General features: G+C 60.2%; 21 protein-coding genes. 11 read left to right on the top strand and 10 right to left on the bottom strand.

Features of this window, described 5'->3' with window-relative positions:
- Positions 1-291 precede the first annotated feature (291 nt).
- The 7 genes from VLM75_10365 to VLM75_10395 all read left to right on the top strand — a co-directional run bounded on the left by VLM75_10365 (position 292) and on the right by VLM75_10395 (position 6,876).
- The gene (locus VLM75_10365) at positions 292-960 is read left to right on the top strand and encodes a hypothetical protein (protein HSV97322.1); all 669 of its coding nucleotides are present in this window, start codon (positions 292-294) and stop codon (positions 958-960) included.
- Complete coding sequence (locus VLM75_10370; GenBank protein HSV97323.1) at positions 957-1,754, top strand: histidinol-phosphatase HisJ family protein; 798 nt, start codon at positions 957-959, stop codon at positions 1,752-1,754. Before VLM75_10365 ends, VLM75_10370 begins: the two co-directional genes overlap by 4 nt.
- A gap of 98 nt (positions 1,755-1,852) precedes the next feature.
- A complete protein-coding gene (locus tag VLM75_10375) occupies positions 1,853-2,584 on the top strand; it encodes a polyphenol oxidase family protein (protein HSV97324.1) in 732 nt (243 codons plus the stop codon).
- 243 nt (positions 2,585-2,827) lie between these two features.
- Complete coding sequence (locus VLM75_10380) at positions 2,828-3,778, top strand: hypothetical protein (protein ID HSV97325.1); 951 nt, start codon at positions 2,828-2,830, stop codon at positions 3,776-3,778.
- Between the two features lie 312 nt (positions 3,779-4,090).
- Positions 4,091-5,512, top strand: coding sequence for an ammonium transporter (locus VLM75_10385; GenBank protein HSV97326.1), 1,422 nt, complete (start codon positions 4,091-4,093; stop codon positions 5,510-5,512).
- A 30-nt stretch (positions 5,513-5,542) separates the two neighbouring features.
- Complete coding sequence (locus VLM75_10390; protein ID HSV97327.1) at positions 5,543-5,884, top strand: P-II family nitrogen regulator; 342 nt, start codon at positions 5,543-5,545, stop codon at positions 5,882-5,884.
- 152 nt (positions 5,885-6,036) lie between these two features.
- Positions 6,037-6,876: a hypothetical protein gene (locus VLM75_10395; GenBank protein HSV97328.1), complete on the top strand. Its 840-nt coding sequence runs from the start codon at positions 6,037-6,039 to the stop codon at positions 6,874-6,876.
- A 60-nt stretch (positions 6,877-6,936) separates the two neighbouring features.
- Here the strand turns inward: VLM75_10395 and VLM75_10400 are convergent, their stop codons facing one another.
- From VLM75_10400 to VLM75_10415, 4 genes are all read right to left on the bottom strand, one after another.
- Positions 6,937-9,192 carry a vitamin B12-dependent ribonucleotide reductase gene (locus VLM75_10400; GenBank protein HSV97329.1) on the bottom strand — a complete coding sequence of 752 codons (2,256 nt, stop codon included), beginning with the start codon at positions 9,190-9,192 and terminating at the stop codon, positions 6,937-6,939.
- A 137-nt stretch (positions 9,193-9,329) separates the two neighbouring features.
- Positions 9,330-10,415 (bottom strand): glutamine-hydrolyzing carbamoyl-phosphate synthase small subunit, encoded by a 1,086-nt coding sequence (gene carA / locus VLM75_10405; GenBank protein HSV97330.1) that lies wholly within the window; start codon positions 10,413-10,415, stop codon positions 9,330-9,332.
- A gap of 169 nt (positions 10,416-10,584) precedes the next feature.
- The gene (locus VLM75_10410; protein HSV97331.1) at positions 10,585-12,096 is read right to left on the bottom strand and encodes a hypothetical protein; all 1,512 of its coding nucleotides are present in this window, start codon (positions 12,094-12,096) and stop codon (positions 10,585-10,587) included.
- 26 nt (positions 12,097-12,122) lie between these two features.
- Positions 12,123-13,619 (bottom strand): hypothetical protein, encoded by a 1,497-nt coding sequence (locus VLM75_10415; GenBank protein ID HSV97332.1) that lies wholly within the window; start codon positions 13,617-13,619, stop codon positions 12,123-12,125.
- A gap of 240 nt (positions 13,620-13,859) precedes the next feature.
- Between VLM75_10415 and VLM75_10420 the strand changes: the two genes are divergently transcribed.
- From VLM75_10420 to VLM75_10435, 4 genes are all read left to right on the top strand, one after another.
- A complete protein-coding gene (locus tag VLM75_10420) occupies positions 13,860-14,030 on the top strand; it encodes a hypothetical protein (protein HSV97333.1) in 171 nt (56 codons plus the stop codon).
- The gene (locus VLM75_10425; GenBank protein ID HSV97334.1) at positions 14,031-14,369 is read left to right on the top strand and encodes a hypothetical protein; all 339 of its coding nucleotides are present in this window, start codon (positions 14,031-14,033) and stop codon (positions 14,367-14,369) included.
- A 397-nt stretch (positions 14,370-14,766) separates the two neighbouring features.
- A complete protein-coding gene (locus VLM75_10430; protein ID HSV97335.1) occupies positions 14,767-15,435 on the top strand; it encodes a TetR/AcrR family transcriptional regulator in 669 nt (222 codons plus the stop codon).
- Between the two features lie 52 nt (positions 15,436-15,487).
- Entirely contained in the window at positions 15,488-16,807 is a 1,320-nt protein-coding gene (locus tag VLM75_10435; GenBank protein ID HSV97336.1) for a deoxyribodipyrimidine photo-lyase, read from the top strand.
- A gap of 98 nt (positions 16,808-16,905) precedes the next feature.
- Here the strand turns inward: VLM75_10435 and sppA are convergent, their stop codons facing one another.
- Genes sppA through VLM75_10465 form a run of 6 tightly spaced genes read right to left on the bottom strand, consistent with a single transcriptional unit; the run spans position 16,906 to position 25,749 of the window.
- On the bottom strand, positions 16,906-19,392 hold the full coding sequence (gene sppA / locus VLM75_10440; protein HSV97337.1) for a signal peptide peptidase SppA: 2,487 nt from the start codon (positions 19,390-19,392) through the stop codon (positions 16,906-16,908).
- Complete coding sequence (locus VLM75_10445; protein ID HSV97338.1) at positions 19,355-21,556, bottom strand: SpoIIE family protein phosphatase; 2,202 nt, start codon at positions 21,554-21,556, stop codon at positions 19,355-19,357. Before VLM75_10445 ends, sppA begins: the two co-directional genes overlap by 38 nt.
- A complete protein-coding gene (locus VLM75_10450) occupies positions 21,553-22,947 on the bottom strand; it encodes a SpoIIE family protein phosphatase (GenBank protein HSV97339.1) in 1,395 nt (464 codons plus the stop codon). The genes VLM75_10445 and VLM75_10450 overlap by 4 nt, the downstream gene beginning before the upstream one ends.
- The gene (gene tmk / locus VLM75_10455) at positions 22,944-23,561 is read right to left on the bottom strand and encodes a dTMP kinase (protein HSV97340.1); all 618 of its coding nucleotides are present in this window, start codon (positions 23,559-23,561) and stop codon (positions 22,944-22,946) included. The genes VLM75_10450 and tmk overlap by 4 nt, the downstream gene beginning before the upstream one ends.
- Entirely contained in the window at positions 23,558-24,955 is a 1,398-nt protein-coding gene (locus VLM75_10460; GenBank protein HSV97341.1) for a glucose-6-phosphate isomerase, read from the bottom strand. The genes tmk and VLM75_10460 overlap by 4 nt, the downstream gene beginning before the upstream one ends.
- Complete coding sequence (locus tag VLM75_10465; GenBank protein HSV97342.1) at positions 24,952-25,749, bottom strand: EI24 domain-containing protein; 798 nt, start codon at positions 25,747-25,749, stop codon at positions 24,952-24,954. The genes VLM75_10460 and VLM75_10465 overlap by 4 nt, the downstream gene beginning before the upstream one ends.
- Positions 25,750-25,759: the final 10 nt, after the last annotated feature.

Raw genomic sequence — 25,759 nt, forward strand, 5'->3', positions numbered from 1 at the left:
GGACATAAAACCGGCAATACCCGATATCACCATATTTCGCGGTGGTATCCCTTAAATAAAGCACACGATCCAGTATACCACACTCAGAATAGTGTTTTATAACAAGTAATTTTTATATGAAAGCGGAAACCATATTCCCCGCCGGGCCTTAACCATTCTAACGGTTGACGATTCCTCCCGGAATCGTCCTTTTTTGTACCGCCCCCCGTAATGGGACGGGTCCTTCCATATTTTTCCGGGTGACGTTGAAAAAAGGTTGTATCGGGCCGATCGTTCGCTACATTAATCAGCATGTTCGATATACGCGAATATTACAGGGACGTTGATCCCCGGGCGGGCCTCCCCGTCGAGCAGTCGACCGGGGAGATTGAGGAGGACCTCTCAATTGACATCGACAACCTTCTCCGCGCGCGCTTCGACCCCCTGTACGTGAGGGACCGTTTCAGGCGCAACTCGGCCACCGTGGAAATCATCTATCCGCGACGGACCTGTCACGGCAGCCGCGCGATACTCAGGGGGCCGGACTATATGCGCTACCTGCTCTCCCTGTATCCGCGCAAAAGCGACCTTGAGAACGTCGAAAAGATAGTTCTCCGCCCGCGCCACATCGAAGAGGGCGAAACGGAGCTGATGGCCCTTTATCTGCGACAACGAGCCATACTCGTTTTTTATCTGCACCATCCCTGCCTTTTCGCGATCGACAATTCACGTTTCGGCGAATACGCGGAATTCCTGTCCTTCGAAATAGCCGAATCCTTCGCTTCCGGCGGACTTCCCGCGGAGTGGTCCACCCGGGACGGAATCCGTATACCTCCGCTGTGGTACGTGCTGTCCATCGTGTCCCGGTCGGACGACACGCGGATCGACAAATTTTTCATACGTCGCGATCGTTCCGAAGCGCCCGGCATATCGAGCCAGATCGACGAGATCTCATTTTTCTATTCGCGGAACGGCTATTGAAAGGACTTGCCGATTATCACACGCACACTCCCCTCTGCGGGCACGCCGAAGGGAGCCCCGATGATTTCATCCGCGCCGCCGTGCGCGCCGGGCTTTCCGAGATCGGGTTCTCGGATCACGCGCCGCTTCCCGCGGGTCTTCGCGAGGGGATCACCATGCTCCCGGAACAGGTGGAGGAGTATCTTTCGCTCGTCGAGGCGGCACGCGGGCGGCACGGCGACGCCATCGTTGTCAGAACGGCGATGGAGGTCGACTTTCCCTTTCATGACAGCTTCGACCGGCGCTACCTTACGGACGGCCGCATCGATTATCTCATCGGCTCATGCCACTTCATCGACGGCTGGGGCTTCGACAATCTGGACCACCTGCACGGATTCGACCACAGGGACATTGACTCGGTATATGACGATTATTTCGCCATATTGAGCTCCCTTATCGCCGCGGGCGCCTTCAACATAGTCGGACACTTCGATCTCGTAAAAAAATTCGGACATCGCGCCAGGGCGGATCATAGCGCAATGGTGCGTCGGATCGCCGGTGAGTGCGCCGCGCGGGACGTCGCCATCGAGATCAACACCTCCGGGCTTCGAAAGCCGGCGGGCGAGATGTACCCCTCTGGTTCGATCCTCTCCATTCTTTTCGACGAGGGGGTTCCGCTCGCCCTGGGCTCCGACGCCCATAATCCTGACGAGGTGGCATACGAGTTTGCACGCGCGGCGGAGGCCGCAAGGAAGGCCGGATACCGCTCAATATCCGGATTTTCAAGGAGAAGGCGTTACGATATACCGCTGTAGGCGAAACCGCCGGCCCGTGCCCGGTGCGCCGATCGACCGGAAACACCGATACATCGACGCGCTCGCGGAGGGCCCTGGTAAGGATGGTGCAATCCACGATGACGCTGACGCTGCAAAACGGAATTTTCAGGATACCGGCCCCGGCCGGCGTTGAGATCGGCATCGCCGCAAAACCCGCCAACCCGATCGATTATTCGGCGGGTGCCGACCGTATACGACGCGAAGAGAGGGAGCTCCTCAACGCTCAAGTCGGTGTACCGGCATGGAAAATCCGCATGCTCAACCAGGTGCACGGCGACGAAATTGTCGAGGTCGAGGCCGTTACCGCGGCCGATCCCCACACGATGGCGGACGCCGACGGCATGGTCACCGCGCTTTCCGGGGTATGCCTGGTGATACGCACAGCCGACTGCGTGCCGGTCTTCATATACGATGATGTCCGCCGCGTGCTGGGAGCGGTCCACTCGGGCTGGCGAGGCTGCCGGCTCGACATCGCCGGAAGGCTCGTCGAACGCATGCAGCGGCGCTACGGCTCCAGCCCGGACAATCTTGCCGTTTTCATCCTGCCCGGCATTGGGCCCGGTTCGTACACCGTCAACGATGACGTCGCCTCTTATTTCCCCGGACATGTTACGCGGAAAGACGGCCTCATACTCCTCGATCTGCCCGGCAGCATCCGGATGTCGCTGGTCCGCCGGGGAATATGGCCCGACCGCATACTGACCGCGGCACACTGCACGCTCGAGGAGCGCGACCTTTTCTTCAGCCACCGCGCGGGGCACTCGGGCAGAAACCTCAATTTCGGCCTGATGCTCGATAACAGGGGTTGAACGCCCTCGGAAAGGGTGTTGCTCAAAGAAAAAAATAAAAATTTTGCACTTTTCTGAATTCTTTGCACTATTAATGCAATTACCTCATTTTCGATAACGGATTGCTTCCCGATCGGCATTGAATGGATTCGTGTAATTCTGGACTCGGGGCCAAAGGCGGCCTTCCTTCATAATGTTTTTCCCGCGGCGCAAGGTATGGAGCGCGCCCGGGTAGGTGTGCCCCGCAGATCAAGGAGGAGTATCATGACACATCGGGAGGATGGCCCCCAACTCTCGAGCCTGCTGGCGTCACAGAAGCCCGCGACGATCGTGGCCGAGGTTAAGAATATATTCTGCCGCCATTATTCCGCCCGCGCCTTTGCCCCGGTGGCCCGTGGCGCCCGGCTCGCCAGGGACCTCTTTGTGGGTAAATACCCCGGTTATCGCGCATGCAACACCGAATATCACAATCTGGCGCACACCATGGACGCGCTCCTCGCCTCGGCCCGGATCGTCGACGGATTCAACATCCAGAACCCTCCCTTTCCGGCCCCGCTCGCCGTCAACCTGTTCTGCGCCGCCCTGCTGCACGATACAGGGTATATCCAGGAATCGTGGGACACGGAGGGGACCGGCGCGAAATACACCTCCACGCACGTAGAGCGCAGTGTAAACTTTCTCCAGAGGAACCGCGACGCGTTTCGCTTCGGCGATGATTCCATCAGGATGATCATCAACACGATCCGCTGCACGGGACTCAGCGTGGACCTCGACACCATACCTTTCGAATCCGACACGGAACGGTACGCGGGGTGCGTTTTAGGGACGGCGGACATCCTGGGCCAGATGTCGGATCGCTCCTACCTTGAAAAGCTGCTCTTTCTGTATTATGAATTCAAGGAAGCCGGAATAGCCGGCTTCAACACGGAATTCGACCTGCTCCGCAAAACCGTCGACTTCTATCAGATAACGAAGAAACGGCTGACTGAATCTTACATGAACATTCATATTTATTCCCAGCACCATTTCAAACATCGCCACGGGGTCGATACAAATCTGTATCTCGAGGCCATAGAGCGCCAGATCGCCTACCTCGAAAAGATAATAGAAGACGATTCCACCAACTTCCGCCACAAGCTGAAACGCGGCCCCTGGGTGCACGAGTATCGCGGAGACGGGGATACCCCGCCGATTTCCGAAGGCAGCCCGCTTTAACAGGACGATCCGTTTCCTATTCTTGCGACACAAATCTGTACCGCACACCCGCCAGGGGGTGCGGAATTGTGTCGCGCACTGCCAGGCATCATGCTTCAGTCCCCGCGACCGCCGTTAGCCGCCCGAAAAATCAAGTCGAAGGCCATCCATACCCGTAATATCAGATAACGACCCGTTACGGCCATGTTAAATTCACGCCCGCCCGCGGGGTCTGATCCGATTTCCCCCTTCCCTCCACGTCCGCCGCGAAATTCGGTACGGTTTATGCTCCTATACCGGCAGGTTAACATTTTCCACTATTCCGGAGGGCTTATGAGAAAGTTATCAGGAATTCTGGCGCTCGCGCTGTTCATCGGCGCGTCAGCGACAGCCGCATTCGCCGCGGAGAACGCACCCGCGGCCGTTACCCGGGAGGCGCTCGACGCCCTTAAGGCATCCATCGCGGTCGGCATGGACACCGTATGGGTGCTTTTCGCGGCGTTTCTCGTCTTTTTCATGAACCTTGGCTTCGCCATGGTCGAGTCCGGATTGTCCCGCGCGAAAAACGCGGTCAACATCCTGGCAAAAAACTTCATTGTCTTCGCCATCGCCTCGCTGTCGTTTTACGCGATCGGCTGGGGACTCATGTTCGGAAACGGCAATCCCTTCATGGGGCTCGAGGGGGTCTTCTTCGTGGGCGGGGCCGACAACAGCCCGGCGATCGGCGACGTCTACAAGGGGGCCTATGCCGCCATCAACTGGACGGGCGTTCCGCTGTGGGCCAAGTTTTTCTTCCAGCTCGTCTTCGCCGGAACCGCGGCCACTATCGTCTCGGGCGCCGTGGCCGAGCGCATCAGGTTTCCATCGTTCATCTTCTTCTCGCTTATACTGGTCGGCATCATATACCCGTTTACCGGTCACTGGATCTGGGGCGGAGGCTGGCTCGCATCGCTCGGTATGTTCGACTTCGCCGGATCGACCGTGGTCCACTCGGTAGGCGGCTGGTCGGCGCTCGCCGGGGTTCTTCTTCTCGGCCCACGGCTCGGCAAGTACCGCGCGGACGGATCGGTCAACCCGATCTTCGGACATAACATGTCCATGGTGACGCTGGGTGGGCTCATCCTCTGGTTCGGATGGTTCGGGTTCAACCCCGGTTCGACAATGGCGGTCGGCGATGGCAGCGCGATCGCGCATGTCGCCGTTACCACCAATACCGCAGCCTCGACTGCAATCCTCAGTTCCACTCTCATGTCGTGGGTAATCCAGAGGAAGCCCGATCTCTCCATGATCATCAACGGCGCGCTCGCGGGCCTGGTCGCCATAACCGCTCCCTGCGCCTTCGTAAGCGTGGGTTCATCGGCCGTCATAGGGCTTGCAGCCGGCGTGCTGGTGGTCCTCGCAGTCATGATGTTCGACAGGCTTAAAATCGACGACCCGGTCGGCGCGCTTTCGGTCCACCTGGTAAACGGCGTCTTCGGCACGCTTGCCGTCGGCCTCTTCGCCCAGGACGGCATCGCGGGCACGGCAACCGGAAACGGGCTCTTCTTCGGCGGCGGGCTCAAGCTGCTCGGAGCGCAGGCGGTCGGAGCCCTGGCCGTGGGTGCGTTCACTTTCTCCCTCGCCTTTGCCGTGTGGTACATCATCCGCCTCGTCATGGGGATGAGGGTTTCGCGCGAAGAGGAAATAGCCGGCCTCGACCTCGGCGAGCACGGCATGAAGGCATATCCCGACTTCCAGGGATTCCTGACAAAGTAACGCGTTCCAACAAATTAAGGAGGAAGCAGCATGAAGCTGATAATAGCAGTTGTGCAACCCGAGAAGCTGACCGATGTAAAGGAAGCGCTCGCCGCGGCGAAGGTCGGGAAGATGACCGTCTCGAGCGTAATCGGCTGCGGCGCCCAGGGCGGGTACACGGAGTCCTATCGCGGAGCGACCACCGAGGTCAACCTGCTCGACAAGGCCCGTTTCGAGATCGCCGTAAACGATGATTTCGTAAAGCCGGCGATCGAGGCGATCATAAAGGGCGCGCGTACCGGGAAAATCGGCGATGGAAAGATATTCGTCGTACCGCTCGAGGAGTGCATTCGCGTGCGTACCGGCGAGACCGGCGGCGAGGCGATCGGTTAGTTCCATAAAATCCGGGGCCGCGTGGTGCCGTAAAAAGCCTGCGTGGCCCCGATTTTAGGGCTTATACCAAGGGTACGGTCATTGTTTCGTAGCGCCGGGATAGAAATTTCGAAACATCGTTTAATACAAACTGGAATAAGAGGTGAGTTATCATGATGAAAGCAAGACTGTTATCGTGCCTGGCCGCACTTGCACTGCTTGCGGCAGGCGTCGCGCCGGGGAAGGCGCACGCTGAAGAAGGCGTATCGTTTTTGAAAATACCGGTGGGTCTCAGCTACGCGAGCACCTACTGGTGGCGCGGTGTCGAGCTTAACGGCAAGGGTTCCGGCGTGCTCTGGCCGTCCGTGGGCCTGGTGCTTGGCGACACCGGCCTGTCGTTTCTCGTGGCCGCCGGGCTCAACGCTGACTATTTGTATGCCGGCACCAGCGGCGACCGCAAGGCGATACGCCCCTCGCACGAAGTCGATTACGGCGCATCGTTAGCGAAGCACCTCGGAGACCTCGCGTCGCTCAACTTCGGCATCGTTTACGCCCAGTATCCTTTTTATGACGACAATAATTCCGCAGCAATTAATCCGGCATTCATTGAGGGAACCCTCGGCATAGGGCTCAAGACGGCGCTCAATCCGCGCGTCGATTTCTATTATGATTATTACGTAAAAGAAAGCGCCGCCGAGACCCCGCAGGATGAGGATTACTACGTCAAGTTCTCGTTGGCGCAGGAATTCGCGAAGACCGATGACTCCGCAGTCACCTTGTCCGCCTGGATCGGGTATTACAACAACGCCTATGCCGACGCTGAGGGATTCAGCGACACGGGACTTCGGCTCGGCTTTTTCAAGGATTACAGCGGCACGGTCTTCGCCGCCGGGCTGTACTATGCCCGTACGCTCGACAGCGATTTCTGGCGCGAGTACGACCCGAACGAGGACGGCGAGGGCAGGATGAAAAACCACGTCTGGGCCGATTTCAGCGTATCGAAAACGCTCTGAGAGGCGGCCTCGCTCTCACATAACACAAAAGGCGCGCCGGGCGGCGCGCCTTTTGTCCTTCTATCCGCAGCGCGAAAAGCCGCACATCCGGCAGACCGAGCATCCGGACTCGAACTCCAGCGGGCCGTAACAATCGGGGCACACGCCCACCATCACCGCATCCGAGCCCTTGCCGTTGGTCTCGGCGGCGTTCTTTGCAGCCTCGCTTCCCTGGCCCTCGCGCGCGTCAACGCCAAGGTGCCGCTCGAGGGCCTTTGCGATTGCGTCGGCGCACGAATAAATGCGCCCGCCCTTTTCCCACGCCTGGTTCGGACAGCGCACCCCTTTGAGCTGCTTGATGACCTGCTCGGGCTCGATACCGCAGCGCAGCGAAAGCGAAATGAGGCGGCTGACCGCCTCGGTCTGGCTCGCCGCGCACCCGCCGCTCTTGCCCATGGTGGCGAACACCTCGAAGAGTCCCTCGTCGTCCTGATTTATCGTAACGTACAGCGCCCCGCAGCCGGTGGACATCTTGCGCGTCGAACCGAAGGTGACCTCTCCCCGGGACCGCGGCAAGAGGTGGAGCGGCGCACCGGCGACCGCTTCGCCGGGCGCGGCCTCGCGTTTGACCTCGAGGACCTGGTTCTCCCGCGAGCCGTCGCGGTAGACCGTCACGCCCTTGCAGCCCATCGCGTACGCAAGCCGGTACACCTTGTCGATGTCGCCGACGGTGGCGGTGTTTGGAAAGTTCACGGTCTTCGATACCGCGTTGTCGACGAACCGCTGGAATGCCGCCTGCGCCTTTACGTGGCTCTCGGGCTCGATGTCGTGCGCGGTGACGAAGACCTTCCTCGCCTCCTCGGGCACCTCGGCGATATGCGCGGCCGTACCCTCGGCGGCCACGCGCTTCATGACCGCTTCGGAGTAGAACCCCTGCTCGCGCGCAACCTTCTCGAAGAGCGGATTGATCTCGACGAGCGCGCTGTTGTCCATGACGTTACGGACGAACGCGAGCGCGAAGATGGGCTCGATACCGCTGGTGGTGTCGGCTATGATGCTGATGGTGCCGGTCGGCGCGATCGTCGTCGTGGTCGCGTTCCGTATCGGCGCCTCTTTGCGTTCGGCGAATTCGGAACGGGCGAAATTCGGGAAAGCCCCGCGCTCCGCGGCGAGCCCGCGCGAGGCCTTTTTCGACTCCTCCTGGATGGCCGACATCACGCCCTCGGCGATATCGATCGCCTCGTCCGAATCGTACGGAACGCCAAGGCGGACGAGCATATCGGCGAACCCCATGATCCCCAGGCCGATCTTCCTGTTGGAGAGCGTCATCTCCCGTATCTCGGGCAGGGGATACCTGTTCTGGTCGACCACGTTATCGAGAAAATGCACGGCATCGCGCGTGAGCGCCGCCAGTTTGGCGTAATCGATCGACGGTTTGTCATCGCCGGTCGAGACGCAACGCGCAAGATTGATCGACCCAAGGTTGCACGACTCGTAGGGAAGCAGGGGCTGTTCGCCGCATGGGTTGGTGCTCTCGATCCTTCCCACTTTTTTCAAGGGATTGCTGTCGTTGATGCGGTCGATGAACACGATCCCGGGTTCGCCGTTCTGCCAGGCCTTTTTTACGATCAGGTCGAACACCCTCTTTGCCCCCAGGCGTGCGACGGCGCCACCCGTGCGTGGATTGACGAGGTCGTACTCCCCGTTGTTTTCGACCGCGCGCATAAACTCATCGGTGAGAGCGACCGAGCAATTAAAATTGGTCAGCACGCCGCCGTCTTCCTTCGCCGAAATGAATTCGAGGATATCGGGATGGTCGACCGCGAGTATCGCCATGTTGGCGCCCCGCCTGGTCCCGCCCTGCTTTACGGTCTCCGTCGCCGCGTTAAAGATGTTCATAAAGGAAACCGGCCCGCTTGACACGCCGGTCGTGGAGCGCACCATGTCGTTCTTCGGCCGCAGGCGTGAAAACGAAAAGCCCGTGCCGCCGCCGCTTTTATGAATGAGGGCCATGTTTTTGATGGCATCGAATATGTCCTCCATGGAATCGCCGACGGGGAGCACGAAACAGGCCGCCAGCTGCCCCAGCGGCCTGCCGGCGTTCATGAGCGTGGGACTGTTCGGGATGAACTCGAGCGAGGCCATCATCTCGTAGAACCTGGTGGCGACCGCGCTCACCTCATCGTGCGATTTGCCGTAATTAAAATCGGCGGAGGCGATGAATTTCGCGATGCGCCCGAACATTCCCGCGGGCGTCTCGACGATGCTCCCCTCCCCGTCCCTGACAAGGTAGCGCTTCTCGAGCACGACGGCCGCGTTGCCCGATATTTCAGGCACCACTTCCGAGGATATGATTATTTCGTTCCAATCGGACTCTGTCTTGTTCGTGACGACGGACACAAGCGGCCTCCACTGAGAAAATAGTGCAACTCGGAAGGGGATTCAATATATTTACGGCGACGGTCGGCTTCGTCTCAGCGCGGCGCGACCATCTCGTGAAAACGCCTGAAAAGATAGCGCGAGTCGCGCGGGCCGGGACTCGACTCTGGATGATACTGCACGCAGAACAGTGGAAGCCGCCCGTGTCTGAGCCCCTCGACGGTGTTGTCGTTCAGGTTGACATGGGTGATCTCGACGTCGTCCATGCCTTTCATTGACTCGAGGTCCACGGCGAAGCCGTGGTTCTGCGAGGTGATTTCCACCCGCCCCGTCTCGAGGTTTTTCACCGGCTGGTTCGCGCCGCGGTGTCCGAACTTGAGCTTGTAAGTGCGGCCGCCGAGGCCGAGCGCAATGAGCTGGTGCCCCAGGCAGATCCCGAAGCACGGAATCTCCTCTTTAACTATGTCGCGCACCAGCTTTTTCGCGTACTCCACGGCGTCGGGATCGCCGGGGCCGTTGGAGAGGAGCACGCCCTTCGCCCCGTCACCGATCGCCCTTTTCAGTGGGGTGTCGCCAGGGTAGACGGTAATCGCGAATCCCTCCTCGTCGAGGAGGCGCAGGATGTTCGTCTTCACGCCGAAGTCGTAGACCGCAATCGGCAGCCGCCCGGATGCGTCGCCGCCGAATTCATAGGGGCGTTCGCAGAAAACCCGCGAGGCGAGGTCGAGCCCGTCCATCTTCGAGAGTGCCATCAACCGTTCGAGCGCACCCGCGCGGTCAAGGAACAGACCGGCCCGCATGGCGCCCTTGTCGCGGATATGGCGGGTGAGGCGCCGGGTATCCACGCCCTCCATGGCGGCGATGCCGCCCTGTTTCAGGTATTCCGCGAGCGACATCGAGGCGCGAAAGTTGGAGTAGGTTTTGCTGTATTCCTTTACGACGAAACCGGCGACCTGGATCTTCGCGGACTCTACATCGTCGGGATTTACTCCGTAATTACCGATCATCGGATAGGTCATGGCCACGATCTGGCCGCAGTACGAGGGATCGGTTAGCACCTCCTGGTAGCCGCTCATGGAGGTGTTGAAGACGACCTCCCCCAGGCTTTCCAGGTCGGCTCCGAACGGCTTCCCGGGGAATTCTGTCCCGTCTTCCAGTATAAGATACGCTTGCGACTGCATGTGTTCCCCCATTATCGATTGCGTCTGTAAGCCAATAAAACGCTATCGCCGCGCTGTCAAATATAATAAATACCGTGCAGAAAGACAACCATGTAAATTCCTGCCAAACGCTGAAATATCGACGCCGATACCATCCGGCGGAATGGGGGACAGGCGGTCGGTTGCCACGTCAGGGCCGGTACGACATGCCGAGCATCACAACATCCTCGCCGCCAGGCATCTCACTCATCTGGAGAAACGGCACGAGGGCGGCCTGATCGCCGGTCGTCTCCCGGTTGTAAACGTCGTAGCCCGTACGCATAAAAAACGCGCCGGCGATGTCCGCAAGCTTTACCGCACCCAGCGCCGCAAGAAGAAGGCGGCCCCTGTCGCGATCATCGAAATAATATGCCGAGCACGCGCCCAGCGCCATCTCGGAAATAAAAAAACCCCATCCGGCGAGCCGACGCCCCTTGTAGAACTGACCACCGCCCGGAACCACGGCCGAGCAGAGCGCCGCGAAGGCGTCGCGATCTTCGAAGAAGGGCGGCAACGCCCCCGAGCGTGAAAACTGCGCGGCGAGCTGATCGAAATACGCGGCGCTGATGGTAAGCGGAGCCGTCGCCCACATAACTGCTTGCAGGCGCTGCATGTCGCGCGTCTTGTCGCCGTCGCGTTCCCAGGGGAAAAAATGGACGGAGAAGCCCGAGAGAAACGAGGGAAGCGAGAACTGAAGCGCCAGCACCGAGCCCGAAACGGCGAGCCCCGGCACGTCGGCCTTCGGGTCCCTGAAGCCCAGGTAGCCGGTAGCGAGGAATGCGCCGTACACGGGCAGACACGCGTTGCCGCCGGGATTGATGATACACGCGCCCTCGATATAGCGCTTGCGCGGATCGGCGTCCTTTAAAAGCGTTGAACCCGCGCCGTACCGGGCGATCGTATTTTCCGAGATCCTTAGCGCGTATAGACTGGACCGCCCGCGCGCGTCCGGATAGATGGGAATGACGATCTTCGCCTCGGTGCCGGGCTTCGCCGATGGCATGCGCACCACGGATTCGTACCGCCCCGTAACGAGCACCTCGACCGTACCATGGTCACGTGTGGGGTAGGTCCCCGCGCCGAGCCCGTGCCACTGTCCCGCCCCTATAAGATAGCGGTCTGAATCCAGGTGGGCGACAACCGCCGCATTCACCGGAAGGCCTTCGTGAAGCGAGGCCGCGGCCTTCGCGAGTCTCAGAGGGATGTTCACCATGATGCGGCTCTCAAAGCGCACCACGCGCTCGAGATGTGCGAGATCACCCCGCCGCGGGACGACGCGCATGGTAGCCCCGTAAACCTCGCCCATGCGCGAAAGCGCGACCACCACGTAGAGATCCACGTCGAGGAGGCGAGCCGCGCGTCCGTAAAAATCAGCTTCAGCCCCGCTCTCCGCGCCCCTGAAGGCCCATCGCAACTGGTGTTCCTCGACCGGGAGGAACCGGCCGCAGCGGTCGAACGAGTCGCGAAGGGCGGCCGCGGATTCGATACCGAGCGCACCCAGCGCCGAGTCGGCCACGGGAAGCACGAAAACGGCGACGCCCCCGGAAGGGGGATTGACCCGCATCTCCGCAGCGCCGGCCATCGCTCCCGGAAGCGCTGCCAGCAATAGGAGTGCCGTCAGTATCGATGCAATGCGCGGCTGAATATATCGGGTACCCTTCATTGTCATTACTGTCCGCCGGCGCCCGCTCAGAACCGGTAGGTCACACGAACGCCGGGCGTGATATTGCCCTTGTCGAAAAGCAGCTCGGGAGCCATCGAAAACCGTTCCTCGTGCACCCTGCCCGCGCTGATGGAATGCCCGACTGAAAGAACATGCGCCACTTCGATAATTTTAACGGCGCCGAGAGCGCCGAGGTAAACCCGGAGGCGCCCGGTGTCTCCTTTCGATTTTCGGTACGAATCGGTTCCCGCGTCGTAGCGCTGGGCGGACGAATACTCGCGCAGGACCGAGTAGACCAGCGCGTTATTTAAGTGAAAATAAATGTAACCCCAGAAGCGGTGTCCCTTGTAGAAGTGCCCCCCTCCCCCCGACACCATGGAAAGAAAGACCGCCGTCGGATTTCCCCCGATCACCGGCTGTGTTCCCTGGTAAAGGGAGGCGTCGCGCAAATACTGGTGCGCGAACGCGTCGACGAAAAGCGGAAGCCCCCCCGCGCACAGCATGTACAGGCCGAAGTTGTATCGCGCCGCGGTCTCGCGCGGAACGTCGCGTTTATCGCTTCGCAGGTCCTTCGGCCGGCGAAGCAGCCCGCTCGCCTCGAGGTAGAGCCATGGCGCCGCGTTCACGGCCCAGAGCGAAAGCCCCTCGAAGTCCCCGTAATGGTAGTATCCCAGCGGCGCCATGATCGGCATCGAGGCGCTCGCGGGAACGCTGAAAATCGCGGCGAGGATCGGGTCGGAATAACCCGGGTTCTGAAAAACGGTTTCCTCCTTCCGCGCCCGGTGCAGGTCGGCCATCCGCGCCGCCTCGTCCTGAAAGCCCGTCAGTATATAATCTCCCGCCCGCGGCGTAGCCGGCCCGATGCCCGTCACGCGGCCGTTTTCGTCTATTCGAACGCGTCCAGCGGTTTCGACCGTATACACGACATCGTCTTCCGGGGACGTGCGCGCCGGCCGGAACAGCTCGTACTCGCCGGCGCTCACCCCCGCGTCCCCCGGAACGGGGAACCCTCCCCTGCCGTCTTCGATCAGCGGCACCGAAAGCATGAAACGGGACAGGGCGCCGGCCAAGGCCAGTACGGCATGCTCTTCGCATATAAGTGAAAGCTCCCTTGCACCGAGCACGGCCGTGCCCTGGAACAGCTCGGCGCGATACCGGTACAGCATTTTTCCGAAATACGGCGCGTCGATTCCATAGGCCTCGATCTCGATCGTGAGCGCGCTCCCCCTGTCGTCCACCCTGCCATGCAATAGAAGCGACACTCCCGCCGTCCGCGCAAACCTGATAATGCAGGCCTCGGCGTCGCACCCGTAACGGGACAGCTGGTCGGCGAGCAGATGTCGGTAGATCTGCTCGAACGCCCCGGACGAGCGCAGGGCCGCCGAGAGGCTTTCCGCAAGCATCTCCGCGATCCGCGCCCCGCGCGGGGACTTCGCCTCGATGCCGGCCATGGCCGCGATCGGCCGGGCGGCGAATGCCGGTGTTACGCCCAATACGAGCAAAATCGCGATGGTGGATTCCATCGTCATTTTCCGGAGAATGGCGCATGTTGAGTCCTTTGTGGGAAGCATAACCGCACGAATAGTAGCCGCGTGCGGGTCGAACGCAAGCACTTTAACGGGGAACGACCAAAAGCATGCGGCCGAGCGATGTAAAATCCGCTTTACTTGCCACAGGCTCGCAGGCCATACTGTTTTCACGGGCCTGTGCGCTCGGCACGGAAAGCGGCGGAGGCCGGGAGAATCAGACACGGGAGGCATTGAATGGATTCCATCGTCACCATGCGAAGGTTCAAATCGGTCGGCGATTTTCTAACCCGTTTGGCCGGGCTCTTTCGGGGGCCTCTTTTCATTTCGACCATTCTAAAAACTGACGGTCTGTTCCGTGAAAAAATCCTCCTAACCGTAACGCTCGCCAATAATTGTTATGCCTGAATGAGCATGCACTCCGCCGCGGGCCGGCGGCTCGGACTCACCGACGCACAGATTGAAGATCTCCTCACGCTCGATCCCCGGAAGTTCGACCACCGCGAATGGCTGGCCCTCAGATACGCGCAGGACCGCGCCTTCCTCGACGGGGCCGAGCCCGCCGGAAACTATGTCCGGGAATATCGCCGGCACTATACTGAGGCGGAACGCGCCAGAATATCCAAGCTCATTACCGCGATGCAGTTCGCCAACTACTGGAACAATACGTTCAGGAGGAGGCCGTGGAACAAATCCCGCGAGGGCTCGGCGATATCATGCCGGACGAAGGCCCAGCCCCGAAGTTAATGCTCGAGTATTTCGCCAAGGCGCACCCCGTGCACATGACCGGCATACCGGGTCGGTCGGAAGAGACATGTGCCACCGCCTTCGAACGGTTCCAGCCCGCGTCGCCCCGCAAAAAAAGGCTCTTCGCATGGGCCGTGGAAACCGGCAAGTCGAAATGCCCTAAATCATCAAGTTTTACCGCCGGCGGATCGACGAGCGCACAAGGGACCTGGGCGGGTCGAGAAGATCAAGAATTCCACCCTGCTTAGCATACCCTTCACCCGGGAGAACGGGGAGATCACGCCGACGATGAAAATAAAAAGAAAGTTATTGAGAAGAAATACGGCGATGTTATAGGTGCGATGTACCGTGACGTGGAGCGGGAATAATCGACATCACCGGAAAACGGCCCCCACACATGAAAGACAGGACGGATAAAACCGGAGCGCGCGGCGGACAGACCGCCGACGAGATGCCACAACGGCTACGGGCGCGGCTCTACCCGGTGGTACTCGATCTCTTCTCGCGAAGTGATTTCTACCGGGTAAACCTCCGGGAGATATCGAGGGAATCCGGTCTGTCAACCAGCACCATATACCGGTATTTCAGCTCCAAGGAGGAACTCCTCTTTACCATTCTCAACGAGAAGCTCTCGGAGATACGCGATCTGGTGCGCGTCCATATCCAGGGTCTCGAGAGCACAAAAGAAATATTGCGGAAGATACTCTGGGTCACCATGGACTTCTACGACCGCAACCCCGGCGTCGCCATCACCTCGTTCATAACCGTCCCGATGCGAACATGGATGAGGGAGGAATCCTTCATCCGCGAGGACGAGCGTAACGTGCTGGTCGAGATCGTGACCGCGGCACGCAGCCGCAAGGACATCGATCTCTCGATCGAGGTGCGCGAATTTTTCGACATCTATTATATGATCTGCTACCGTTCGATCTATACCTGGTACTACCACGGCATGCGATGGAAGCTTGTCGACACCATCCCCGGTTTCTTCGAACGGATATGGCGCATGATCGCCCCGCCCGAGGGGCAGGATCGCGGCGCCGGCAAAAAGCACCCCCGGAACTGATCCTCCAAAGCATAAAAAATATTTCCCGTGCGTCGCCGCCGTGCTATACTCCATGGCCATGGACCAACGCCGCCTGCACATCCTGAACGAAGCCCCGTACGCGGGAGGACCGGTCCTCTACTGGATGAGCCGTGAGCAGCGCGCCCGCGACAACTGGGCCCTAATTTACGCCCGCGAGAAGGCCATTGAATACCGCGCGCCGCTGGAGGTCTTCTTCTGCCTCTCGCCCGATTTCCTCGGCGCCGGGGAGGCCCAGTACGCGTTCATGCTCGAGGGGCTCAGGGAGGTCGAGGAGGACCTCCGTTTGCTCGGCATAGCCTTCACCGTCGAGCGCGGGGATCCCATGACCGCCGCCGCCGCATTTGTCGAAAAGATGAAGGCCGGGCTGGTGGTGACGGACTTCGATCCGCTGCGGATAAAGCTTCGCTGGCGCGATGGCCTCGCCGCGAAAAGCCGCGTCCCCGTACACGAGGTCGACGCCCATAACATCGTGCCCTGCCGCGTGGCCTCGCCTAAACTGGAATACGGGGCACATACGCTCAGAAAAAAAATCCAGCGGCTCCTGCCCGAGTTTCTCCTGCCGTTTCCCGCGCTCAAGAAATTTGACGATCCCGGAGCGCGCCCGCCCGTGGACTGGAACCGCATGTTTTGCGGGGCGGCTAAATTCAGCATTAAGAGCGGTCCGCGCGCCGCGCGCCGCGCAATGCGGCGCTTCCTTGCCGGCGGTCTCGGGGACTATTCGTGGGCCCGCAACGACCCGGCCCGCGACGGCCAGTCAGGCCTCTCTCCGTATCTGCATTTCGGCCAACTCTCGGCCCAGCGCCTCGCCCTCGAGGTCTCTCGCTCCCCGTTGCGCGGCAGGGACGACTACCTGGAACAGCTCGTTGTCCGCAGGGAACTTTCCGACAACTACTGCCTGTACAATCCGCGGTATGACTCGTTGGAGGGAATACCCGGCTGGGCCAGGAAAACGCTCGACAAACATCGCGCCGACCGGCGCGAATTCGTCTATACCCGCGATGAACTCGAGCACGCGCGCACACACGATCCGCTCTGGAACGCCGCGCAGACGGGCCTGTTAAAGCTAGGGACGATGCACGGCTACCTTCGAATGTACTGGGCGAAAAAGATACTGGAGTGGAGCCAATCTCCCGAGGAGGCTTTCGAGACCGCCGTCATCCTCAACGACCGCTACCAGCTTGACGGGCGCGATCCGAACGGGTACGCCGGTATCGCCTGGAGTATCGGGGGTACGCACGACAGGCCGTGGGGCGAGCGGCCTGTGTTCGGCATGATCCGCTACATGAGTTTCAACGGCTGCAAGTCAAAGTTCAACATACGCACGTACATCGAATCAATCGAAAACGCATAAGGTCCGGCGCGATAGTGCCGCACACCGGGATGGTGCGGTTTCTTACCGCGCGTGGCGGGGTGGAAGATATTTCCCACCCGCCACCGCTCCGCCCGGGCTTACTTTATTTCGATCCTGTAGGGATACAGAAAAAGCCAGGCCTCGTCGCCGTGGTAGAGGTTCTGAAGCGCGTTTCTGATAGGTTCGATCGCGGCGAGAGCGTCACCGGCGGTGGCCGAGCCGAGCATTTCGACGACCGAGGACCTGCGCGACGGGAGATGGAGCACGCGGCAGCGGCGCTCGACCCCCGCCATCCCTTTGGCGTACTCTATCGCGGCCACCAGTCCGCCGATGGAATCGACCAGCGCGCGCTCCTTCGCGCGGCTTCCAGCAAAGACACGGCCCTCGGCGACACCCGGGATGTTCTCTTTGGATATCCCGCGGCCCTTTTCCACCTTTTCGGTGAAGCCCCGGTAGATGAAATCCACCGCTTTTTGTAAAAGCTCCCGCTCGCGCGCCGAGATATCCCTCGACTCGTCGAAGATATCGGCGAACTCGCTCATCTTGATGACGTCCTTGTTGATGCCGAGCGTCGCGTAGAGTTTACTGAGATTCACCTTGCCCATCACGACCCCGATCGATCCGGTGACCGTGCCGCCGCCGCTGAAGATTTTATCGCCCGTGCAGGCTATATAATAGCCCCCCGAGGCGGCGATGTTGCCGAATGAAAAGACCACCGGCTTGTTGTACTTCTTTTTCATCTCGAGGAGCGCGTGCCACATAAAATCCGACGCTGTCGCCGAACCGCCGCCGGAATTAACCCGGATGACAACGGCGCGCACGGAGGGATCGCCGAAGACCCGTTCGAGCATTTTCCGGAACGACTCGTCGCCCGTCGCGTCCGGCCCGAGCAGGCCGGAGCGGCGCTCTTCGCCCCGTATGATGGAGCCGGTAACGTGCACCACGGCGATCGCGGGGACGGGCCCCCATTCAACCAGCCGGCGTTTCCGGGCGATGTATTCCTCCATCTTCACGAGCCTTTTAGCGCCGGGCCCGTCACCCGTTATCTTTTTCTCGAGTTCGGACGGATACGCCACCTCGTCGACGAAGCGTCCGACTTTCGCATCATCGGGCGCCAGGAACCCGCGCGCAAACAGCGCATCGATCTCTCCGCGCGAAAAACCACGGTCCGCCGCGATATCGTCCAGGTACTGTGTATTCAGATCCGAAAGAAGCTCCGTCAGGTTTTCGCGGTGTGCCTCGGACATGCCCTCGCGGGTGAACGGCTCGTTGAATGATTTATATTTGCCTTTCGATATCGATTCAAACCGCACGCCGGCCTTGTCCATTAGTCCCTTGAAAAAGTATACCTCGGCGACGAGGCCCGTGAACGCGAAGGGAGTGTTGGGGGCCAGACAGACCTCGTCAGCCGCCGCGGCGAGATAATACTCTTTGTTCCCAATGGAAGCAAGGGCCGCGTAGACTTTTTTGCCCGAGGCCCTGAAGCGCTTTATCGCCGCCCTCGCTTCCTGTACCTGCGCGAATCCCAGCGGCATGCTGTCGATTTTAAGCATAACCGCCGCGATCGCCGGGTCGGCCGCGGCCTCGTCCAGTGCCGCGATCATGTCGTGAAACGAAGGGCGCGCCTCTCCCAGTATCCGCTCCTGCTCTATCTCGTTCATGCTTTCGGCAAAACGTATCGCGAGCACGCCCTTCGCCGCCGGGACGGCGTCGCGGTATTTCGCCGCCGTGAGCGCGATCCCGTACGCGGCCGCGCGGGGACTGCCATGCGCGCCCGCGGCGTTGAAATAGTCAAGGATGAGCGTCGATCCGCGCGGGCCCTCGAATTCGATGGGGACGAGGACCCCGGCCGAAAATTTTCGTCCCGGGGTTGTCCCGGCGAAGAGCATGATGTCGCGCGGCAGCCTGAGGTCGGCCGCAATATATAAGCCGTCGCGGTCGAAGCGCTGGCCGTAGCGGCGGACGGCGTCGAAAGAAAGTGACACCCTGTCCCCGTACGGCCGCACCGATACCGAATAGACCTCGCTCCTGGGCGCAGCACCCTGTCCGACGCGCGGCTCGTTCATATCGCGAAGCGCGTAGCCGAACGAAACAAAGCGCACCGGTCGAAGCACCGCCCCCGCCGTAACCGAGCGATACCGGTCGTAACCCTCGCTCGCCCCCGCGCTGAACGAATACGCCCCGCCCAGGCCGAATACGTTGCCGAAAAACAGGCCCTTGGCGATTGTGGCGATATTCATGTGCGCGCCCGTAAAGCTCCGCGCCGCCGGGTCGTACAGGTCTCCGATACGCAGATACGACAGCGTGAACCCGGCGAACGCAAGGGCCGCCAGGTGGTCCGAACCGTCGCGGCCTTCGTAGCGGAGAAGCCGGTAGCTCATGAAGGGCGCGGCGCTATCGCCCGCGAACGCAGGATTCACAAACTGCGCCCCGACGAGGTTCGCGTTGCTCGCCGGAGCGCTTCGGCGGAGTGCCGAGAGCGGGTCCGTCGGGGGTGAGGCGACGGCCGAAAGCGCGCACGCAAGCACGGCGGCACCGGCCGCGAGCTTACAGGATTTTAATGCCGATAACCGTAATGTCGTCATGGATCGCCTCGCCAAAGCTTTCAGCCTTCTCCCGGATCATGCGTATCTTTTCCTCGATTCCCGCGTCGCGCGAGCGCGACACCACCTCGAGCAGCCTGCTCTCGCAGAACTGTTCCCCGGTCTTTTCGTCGTAGAGCTCCACCAGGCCGTCCGTGTAGAGGATGAGCTCATCGCCCCGGTTGAATGCGAATCGCGAAGAAGAATAATTGGCGTCGGGATCGGCCCCCAGTATCTTGGACCGCCCCTCCAGCGTGGACAGGTCCTTTCGGCCCGAGCGGACGAGCACCGGCGCGCAATGTCCCGCATTGATGTACGCCATCTCGCGCGAGGACTTGTCGTAGACCCCGACGAAGAGCGTGATCAGATCGACGCCGTTGTAGCGTCGGGTGAGGAAGTGGTTTACCTCCTCCACGGCCTTCTCGATGGTCTTCTTCTCCATCAGCATCGCGTTGATGATGCTGCTCGTCATCGAGAGTATCATGGCCGCCGAAAGCCCATGGCCAGAAACGTCCGCAATGACCAGGGCAGTCCTGTTCCTGTCGACGGTGATGAAATCATAGTAATCGCCGGTGACCTTTACATAGGGTCGGTTGTAATAATGGATGGCGAGTCCTCTCTTCTCGGGCGTCCGTTCGGGGAAAAGGCGCAACTGGATCGACGATGCTATATCGAGCTCCCGCTCGAAGCTCCGCTGCGTTATATAATCGTTGAACAGCCGGTCATTCTCTATGAGCTGGTAGAGCTGCATGGAGACCGTCTGGAGATAGCCGACCTCGTCGTCGCTGAAAAAGACGTCTCCCTCCTTGTCGCCGACCATCAAAGCGCCCCTGATCTCCCCGTCCCTTATAAGCGGCACGGCGATGAGCACGTCCCGCTCCTTCATGAACCGGTAGACGCTTTCCTCGACGGCTCCATTTTGGATGAGCGTGTAGCGGAGCATCGTCACCGGGCTTTCGGAGAAAAAGCGGTAGAGCGCCGACTCCCGCGACAGCGGCTCGGTGTGGCGCGCAAGCTCTGCCTGGAGCGCCCCGGGGTGGTCCTCGAAAAGGATGAGGCGCGGCGGAGGCGTCCCCGCGACGGCGACCACTTCGGCGAATATCTTCTCGAGCTTCACGTGCAATTCCGCGGGAGAGGAGACGAACTCCGCTATCGTCTGCAGGGATTCGGCGTAGCGGTCGCGTCCGGCGCTGAGCGCATCCCGCAGCCAGTCTCCGGCGCTGAATTTCGCCTTCAACAGAAGGATCATGCCCGCGGCGAAGAGCGCGGCGTCGAGCAGCATCCCGGTGGGAAAGGACGATACCGTCAGGATATAGTACAGGCCTCCCCCACCGGCCGCGGCGATCGCGGCGTTGAGGATGATCACCACGGCGCCTTTCCCGATATAGGGCGTTACGTTGAAGAAATTGTTTTCCAGGAGCCTGTTCCCCACGCAGAGGGGGATTACAAGCATCAGGCCCGGGCCAAGCGCCGGCGGGACCTGGACGCAAGCACAGAGACGAAGCGCGAAAAACAGAACGGGAACGAGAAAGCCGAATGTCATGCATGCCATAATGGTGACGTTACGACGCAAAAGGTATCCGTTTCGGGCTCTTATTGTGGAAAAGGCAAGGCTCCCTATGGCGAAGAGCGAACACAGAATGAGATATATCGCGAGGATTTGAAGCACAACGGTCCCGCCCGGTCCCGATGGAAACGCGATCGAGGCGAGAACGATCCCGGCCCCGGGCACCAGTGAAACGGCCGCAGCAGCCTGGCTTGTCTTCCTATTGGTGAGGTTGAAGCCGATCACGACACCCGCGTACCCCAGCAATACTCCCGTAAGCACGTATGCCGGAACAAACGCGGCGCGCGAAAAAAGGTCGACGAGGAAAAAGCAGTGAAGGCATAGCGCGAAACCGAACCAGCTGAAAAGCCGGGCGAGTCGCCGGTGGGGATGTATGATACGGATGATGAAAGCCCAGACGAACTGGATGTCCGCGCAGGCGATAAGGAAGAGCAAGAACCACAGCGAATCCGCGCCGCTGTCGAGCCCGGGGAAGGCCGCTCCCGCCGGACCCACCACGGACTGTCCGTGGAGCGCGAACTCACGCACAGCCAGAAAAGAGAACGCGTTGAGAAGGGCGATCCCCGCAAGGAGGGCGGCGTTTGCCAGGTAGCGCGTCATGAACGTTCCTCCATGCGCACCATGACCAGCAGTCTGTCGCTCGAGCCCGCCCCCGCGCTTTCCGAAAGCGAGCGGACCATCGCCGATCGAAGCTTCGAGAGCGGTGCGCCGTGGTTCCTTTCCATGAGGTCCGCGAAGGCGGGCAGGTTTTCGACAAGAGCCCGGTAAAAGGAATCGCAGCACAGAATCATGATATCGCCCGGCTGCATACGCAGGGACTGCGTCGTTCCCCGGCCTTCCCTGCGGCGGGGATAAAGCCCTCCGCCGCGACGGTAAACAAGCGGCGCGGGATATCCGTAATTGGAGAATACAAACTCCCCGTTCTGCTTCAGCGAGCCGTGCATGATGACGAGGTCCTGCGCATGGAGATGCTTGTCCCGTATTATACGCTTCATCCGGGCAAGCACCCCGGAGGGCGAAAGCCCCAGGCGCGCGAAGCTCTGCAGTACCGATTGCACCCCGGGCATTAGGATGGATGTCCCGGCTATATTGCTCTTTATTCTGTATGTGGATATCCGTATGTCGTCCTCGACGGCGTCATTTTTGAACACGTCGTAAAATTCACGGATCATGAGGGATGTCGTTTCGTGATATACCCGCAGTTCGAACCTGCCTATCACCGCGCCCGCCGACGGAAGGAAATTCTTCTGCACTCGCGCGGCAAGCTCGTACTCCTTCTCAAGCTCCTTCTTCCTGACGATCTCGTTGAAGAAAAAGCGGTTGACCGAGAGTATGGCGATCTTCGATGCGAATATCCGAAGCAGCCTTATTTCCCCGGGCGAGAACCTGCGACGCTGCCCCCCGGTGGCGATGAAGCCCAGAAACATTTCATGGTAGTAGATGGGCACGACCACCTCGGCGCCGAGGCGGTCGAGCTCGGCGATGATGGAGCCTTCGAAGTGGATGGAGGGATTCAGCTTGCCCCGCACGATGACGTCTTCCGGGCCGTTTATCACCCTGAAGAGCAGGTTGTCTTTCGATATCCTGGCGTTGCGGATTATCTTCCGCCGCTTGTTCTTCTGGTAGAAGATGTTGAACTCGTCCCTGTCGTGGTAGTAGAAAATGAGCATGCCCGTTCCGACCTTGATGAGGTCGAGTATCTGGTCGAAGGTCGTGCGAAGCACCTCGTCGAACGACTCGATGTTGAGGATGGAATCCACCGTCTGGACGTAGAGGTCGTTGTAGCGTATTGGGCTGATGTATGAGTCTATGATGGTGTGCAGGTAGTTGACAACGGGCAGAAGCGATATGATCACGGCGAAAAAGAAAACCGCGGAAAAAGCGCCATCCAGCTCGAGCATGGCGAGCCCGCCCGCGAACGCAAGGAGCAGCGCCATAAAAAGCAAGTTTACCCCGTAAGTCAGGGAGATGTTCTTGATCCTGTTTCTCATGCCTCAAGGAGTGAGTCTATATCGCGCACAACGGTTTCAATGATTGACTGCGCCGGCATCCGTCCGTCGAGTATAAGGAAACGCCCGTCGGCGATGGACAGATAGGCCGCCCGGACCGACGCCTGAAAATCCTCCCTCTCGAACGCGTCCTTACCGGCCGACGCGCCGCCCCTGGCCCGCACCCTGCGCAGGGCCTCCGCGGGTTCAAGGTCCAGCAGGTAGACACGGTCCGGCTCGGGAAAGCCCCTGCGCCTGTTTTCATCGATCACACGGCCGGCCTCGAGCCCCAGCGCACCCTGGTAGGCGGCGTTGGAATAATAATAACGATCAAGGAGGACCATCTTCCCGCCATCGAGCGCGGGCCGGATGTTGGCCGCCACATCATCTTCCCTGTCCTCGATAAACAGTCGCACCTGATCTTCGGGGCCTGGCATCGCGTCGTTCTGGATCAACTCGCGTATCCTTCTCCCCCACGGTCCGTCCGATGGCTCCCGAAGCCTGACCACCGGGAACCCGGCGTTCGTGTAATGGGCGAACACCGCCTCGCAGATGGTCGTCTTCCCCGAGCCGTCAATTCCCTCGAAAACAACGAAGAGCGGACCAACGCCCTTCATAGGATGTAATCGTCCCTCTTGCTCGACCCCCGATCGAACTGCTCTTTGAAGCGCTCGAACCCGGGCCGATCGAGAAGAGCGAAGGTGAATTGCTTGCCCTGCTCCACCGCCGGCTGGTCGTACGGATTGATGCCGTAGAGATATCCGGCATAGGCCGTCTGCATTTCAAAAAACATTATGAGCTCGCCGATAGTCCCCGCGTCGAGGCGCGGCAGGATGATCGAGGCGTTCGGGCGCGAGGCCTCGCGCAGCACCAGCTCGGTGGCGGACTCCTCGAAGCGGTTGAGTCCTCGCAGGCTCTTGCGTGATATATAATCCACCTCGGGGACTCCCGGATAGAAATCGGGAATCTCCACGTCGCAACCGAAATCGCTCAGCTTGAGGAAGGTGATAACCTTGTCGTTGGGCCCCTCCAGGTAGAGCTGTAGCTGCGAATGCTGGTCGATGGTTCCCAGCGCCGGAACCGGCGTAAGCCCCGAGACAACCGGCCGGCCCTCGATATCGCGGTTTTTCCCGAGGGACTCGGCCCAAAGCTGGCGGTACCAGTCGGCGAAAAGAAAGAGCTTCTTTGTATAGGGCATGAGCACGTTGATGCGCTTGCCCCGGGCCCTGTCGAACAGGTAGTGAAAGGCCGCGCACAGAAGCGGGGCGTTCCGGAAAAGGTCCGCGCCGTAGTAGCGTTCGACGGCCGTGCGCGCGCCCGAAAGCATACCCCCGATATCGATCCCCATGAACGCGGCGGGCACGAGCCCCACGGCCGAGAGCACCGAAAACCGCCCTCCAACGTTCTGGGGGACGGGAAAGGTCATAAACCCCTCGTCCGTGGCGATTTTTCTGAGCACGCCCTTTTCCGGATCGGTTATCGCGACCACGTGCTCGCGGTAGCGTTTGCCGACCTTCTTCTTCAGCATTGAAAGGAGAATGGCGAAATTCGCGTTGGTCTCGGTCGTGCCCCCGGACTTCGAAATGACGAGAAAGAGCGTCTCTCTCACATCCATAACATCCGCCGCGGCGAGTATCTCGAACGGGTCCACGTTATCGAAGAAATACACCTTCGCCCTCTTCTTCCGCTTCCGCTCGTCGAGCTCGTTAAGATAAAGGTGGGAAAGGGCGTTCCTGAGCGCCTGCGCGCCGAGAGCCGACCCGCCGATCCCGATCACGGCCAGCGTCGAGAAGCGGTCCGCCACCGACTTTCTGAAGAGATCGATGGAGCGCGCGATGGAATCGTCATAGGGAATTTCGAGAAAGCCGAGCTTGGCCTCGGCCTTCTCGCGCGCCATCCTGTTGAGCGCCTCGGCGGCCAGGTCCCGTAGCCCCTCAAGTTCTTTCGGGGCTATGCCGTGTTCGGGGCCGATGGCCCCTTCCATGAAGTAATTATAATCGAAACGTATCATGCGTTTCCTCCCGCTGACTTTTCTCCGAGCCCGGGCTCTACATGCTCCAGGAACAGGGTTGTTGCGCCGATCGTCCCCAGGTTCAATGCCATAAAACCCAGCAGCGGCACAAGACTCAGGACCCAGAACGCAAGCCCCACACCCATCGTCATGTAGCGATAGCGCCAGAGCAGTCCAAGCTTGCTTTTAAAAACGAACCGGCGACGCTCAAGCGGGAAGTCGAAAAAACCGAAGCCGAAAAAAAACAGCGCGGACGCGAAACTCAACACGGAATAGAGCAGCCCGCCCGCCACGGGAACCAGGTTAAGGAACAGAATGAGCACGTTGAACGCCACCAACATAAACAGGAGCTTGATGGTGTTCGCGGCTATCCTCGAGACGTCATCAAGAATCAACCGGAGCGTAAGCGATTCCTCATGTTTTCCGCCGCCGAGGAGCTCCTCGACCCTGGCCGAGAGAGGATCGTTGAACGGCGCGGTGATGATGCTTCCCGCAATGGAATATAACAGGACCAGAAAAATTGTGAGCGCCGCGAGCAGAAAGGGCGTCGCCATCAGGCGCAGCAGGGCGAGATACCACGCATCCCCCTGTGGAACGAGCGAGACGAGCGCGGGATATACGTGTGTCCACGAAAACCAGACCAGGGCAGAGAGCAGGGCAATATTGACAACGAATGGGATGATGAAATACCGCTTGAGCCCTTTCCGCTCACGGACAAGGCCGAGCGCGCGGAAAGGGGCTTGAAATCCACTGGCGAAAAGCGCCAGGCCCTGGCCGTTGACTTTCTTATTCATGATTGTGCCT

The organism is Spirochaetota bacterium, from assembly GCA_035477215.1.
Classification (GTDB): Bacteria; Spirochaetota; UBA4802; order UBA4802; family UBA5368; genus MVZN01.

What these genes read in the sequence shown, in the direction of transcription:
- VLM75_10365 (HSV97322.1), top strand. Translation starts at nt 292, where the DNA reads ATGTTCGATATACGCGAATATTACAGGGACGTTGATCCCCGGGCGGGC.
- VLM75_10375 (HSV97324.1), top strand. Translation starts at nt 1,853, where the DNA reads ATGACGCTGACGCTGCAAAACGGAATTTTCAGGATACCGGCCCCGGCC.
- VLM75_10380 (HSV97325.1), top strand. Translation starts at nt 2,828, where the DNA reads ATGACACATCGGGAGGATGGCCCCCAACTCTCGAGCCTGCTGGCGTCA.
- VLM75_10385 (HSV97326.1), top strand. Translation starts at nt 4,091, where the DNA reads ATGAGAAAGTTATCAGGAATTCTGGCGCTCGCGCTGTTCATCGGCGCG.
- VLM75_10390 (HSV97327.1), top strand. Translation starts at nt 5,543, where the DNA reads ATGAAGCTGATAATAGCAGTTGTGCAACCCGAGAAGCTGACCGATGTA.
- VLM75_10395 (HSV97328.1), top strand. Translation starts at nt 6,037, where the DNA reads ATGATGAAAGCAAGACTGTTATCGTGCCTGGCCGCACTTGCACTGCTT.
- carA (HSV97330.1), bottom strand. Translation starts at nt 10,415, where the DNA reads ATGCAGTCGCAAGCGTATCTTATACTGGAAGACGGGACAGAATTCCCC.
- VLM75_10410 (HSV97331.1), bottom strand. Translation starts at nt 12,096, where the DNA reads ATGAAGGGTACCCGATATATTCAGCCGCGCATTGCATCGATACTGACG.
- VLM75_10415 (HSV97332.1), bottom strand. Translation starts at nt 13,619, where the DNA reads ATGGAATCCACCATCGCGATTTTGCTCGTATTGGGCGTAACACCGGCA.
- VLM75_10420 (HSV97333.1), top strand. Translation starts at nt 13,860, where the DNA reads ATGGATTCCATCGTCACCATGCGAAGGTTCAAATCGGTCGGCGATTTT.
- VLM75_10425 (HSV97334.1), top strand. Translation starts at nt 14,031, where the DNA reads ATGAGCATGCACTCCGCCGCGGGCCGGCGGCTCGGACTCACCGACGCA.
- VLM75_10430 (HSV97335.1), top strand. Translation starts at nt 14,767, where the DNA reads ATGAAAGACAGGACGGATAAAACCGGAGCGCGCGGCGGACAGACCGCC.
- VLM75_10435 (HSV97336.1), top strand. Translation starts at nt 15,488, where the DNA reads ATGGCCATGGACCAACGCCGCCTGCACATCCTGAACGAAGCCCCGTAC.
- sppA (HSV97337.1), bottom strand. Translation starts at nt 19,392, where the DNA reads ATGACGACATTACGGTTATCGGCATTAAAATCCTGTAAGCTCGCGGCC.
- VLM75_10445 (HSV97338.1), bottom strand. Translation starts at nt 21,556, where the DNA reads ATGACGCGCTACCTGGCAAACGCCGCCCTCCTTGCGGGGATCGCCCTT.
- VLM75_10450 (HSV97339.1), bottom strand. Translation starts at nt 22,947, where the DNA reads ATGAGAAACAGGATCAAGAACATCTCCCTGACTTACGGGGTAAACTTG.
- tmk (HSV97340.1), bottom strand. Translation starts at nt 23,561, where the DNA reads ATGAAGGGCGTTGGTCCGCTCTTCGTTGTTTTCGAGGGAATTGACGGC.
- VLM75_10460 (HSV97341.1), bottom strand. Translation starts at nt 24,955, where the DNA reads ATGATACGTTTCGATTATAATTACTTCATGGAAGGGGCCATCGGCCCC.
- VLM75_10465 (HSV97342.1), bottom strand. Translation starts at nt 25,749, where the DNA reads ATGAATAAGAAAGTCAACGGCCAGGGCCTGGCGCTTTTCGCCAGTGGA.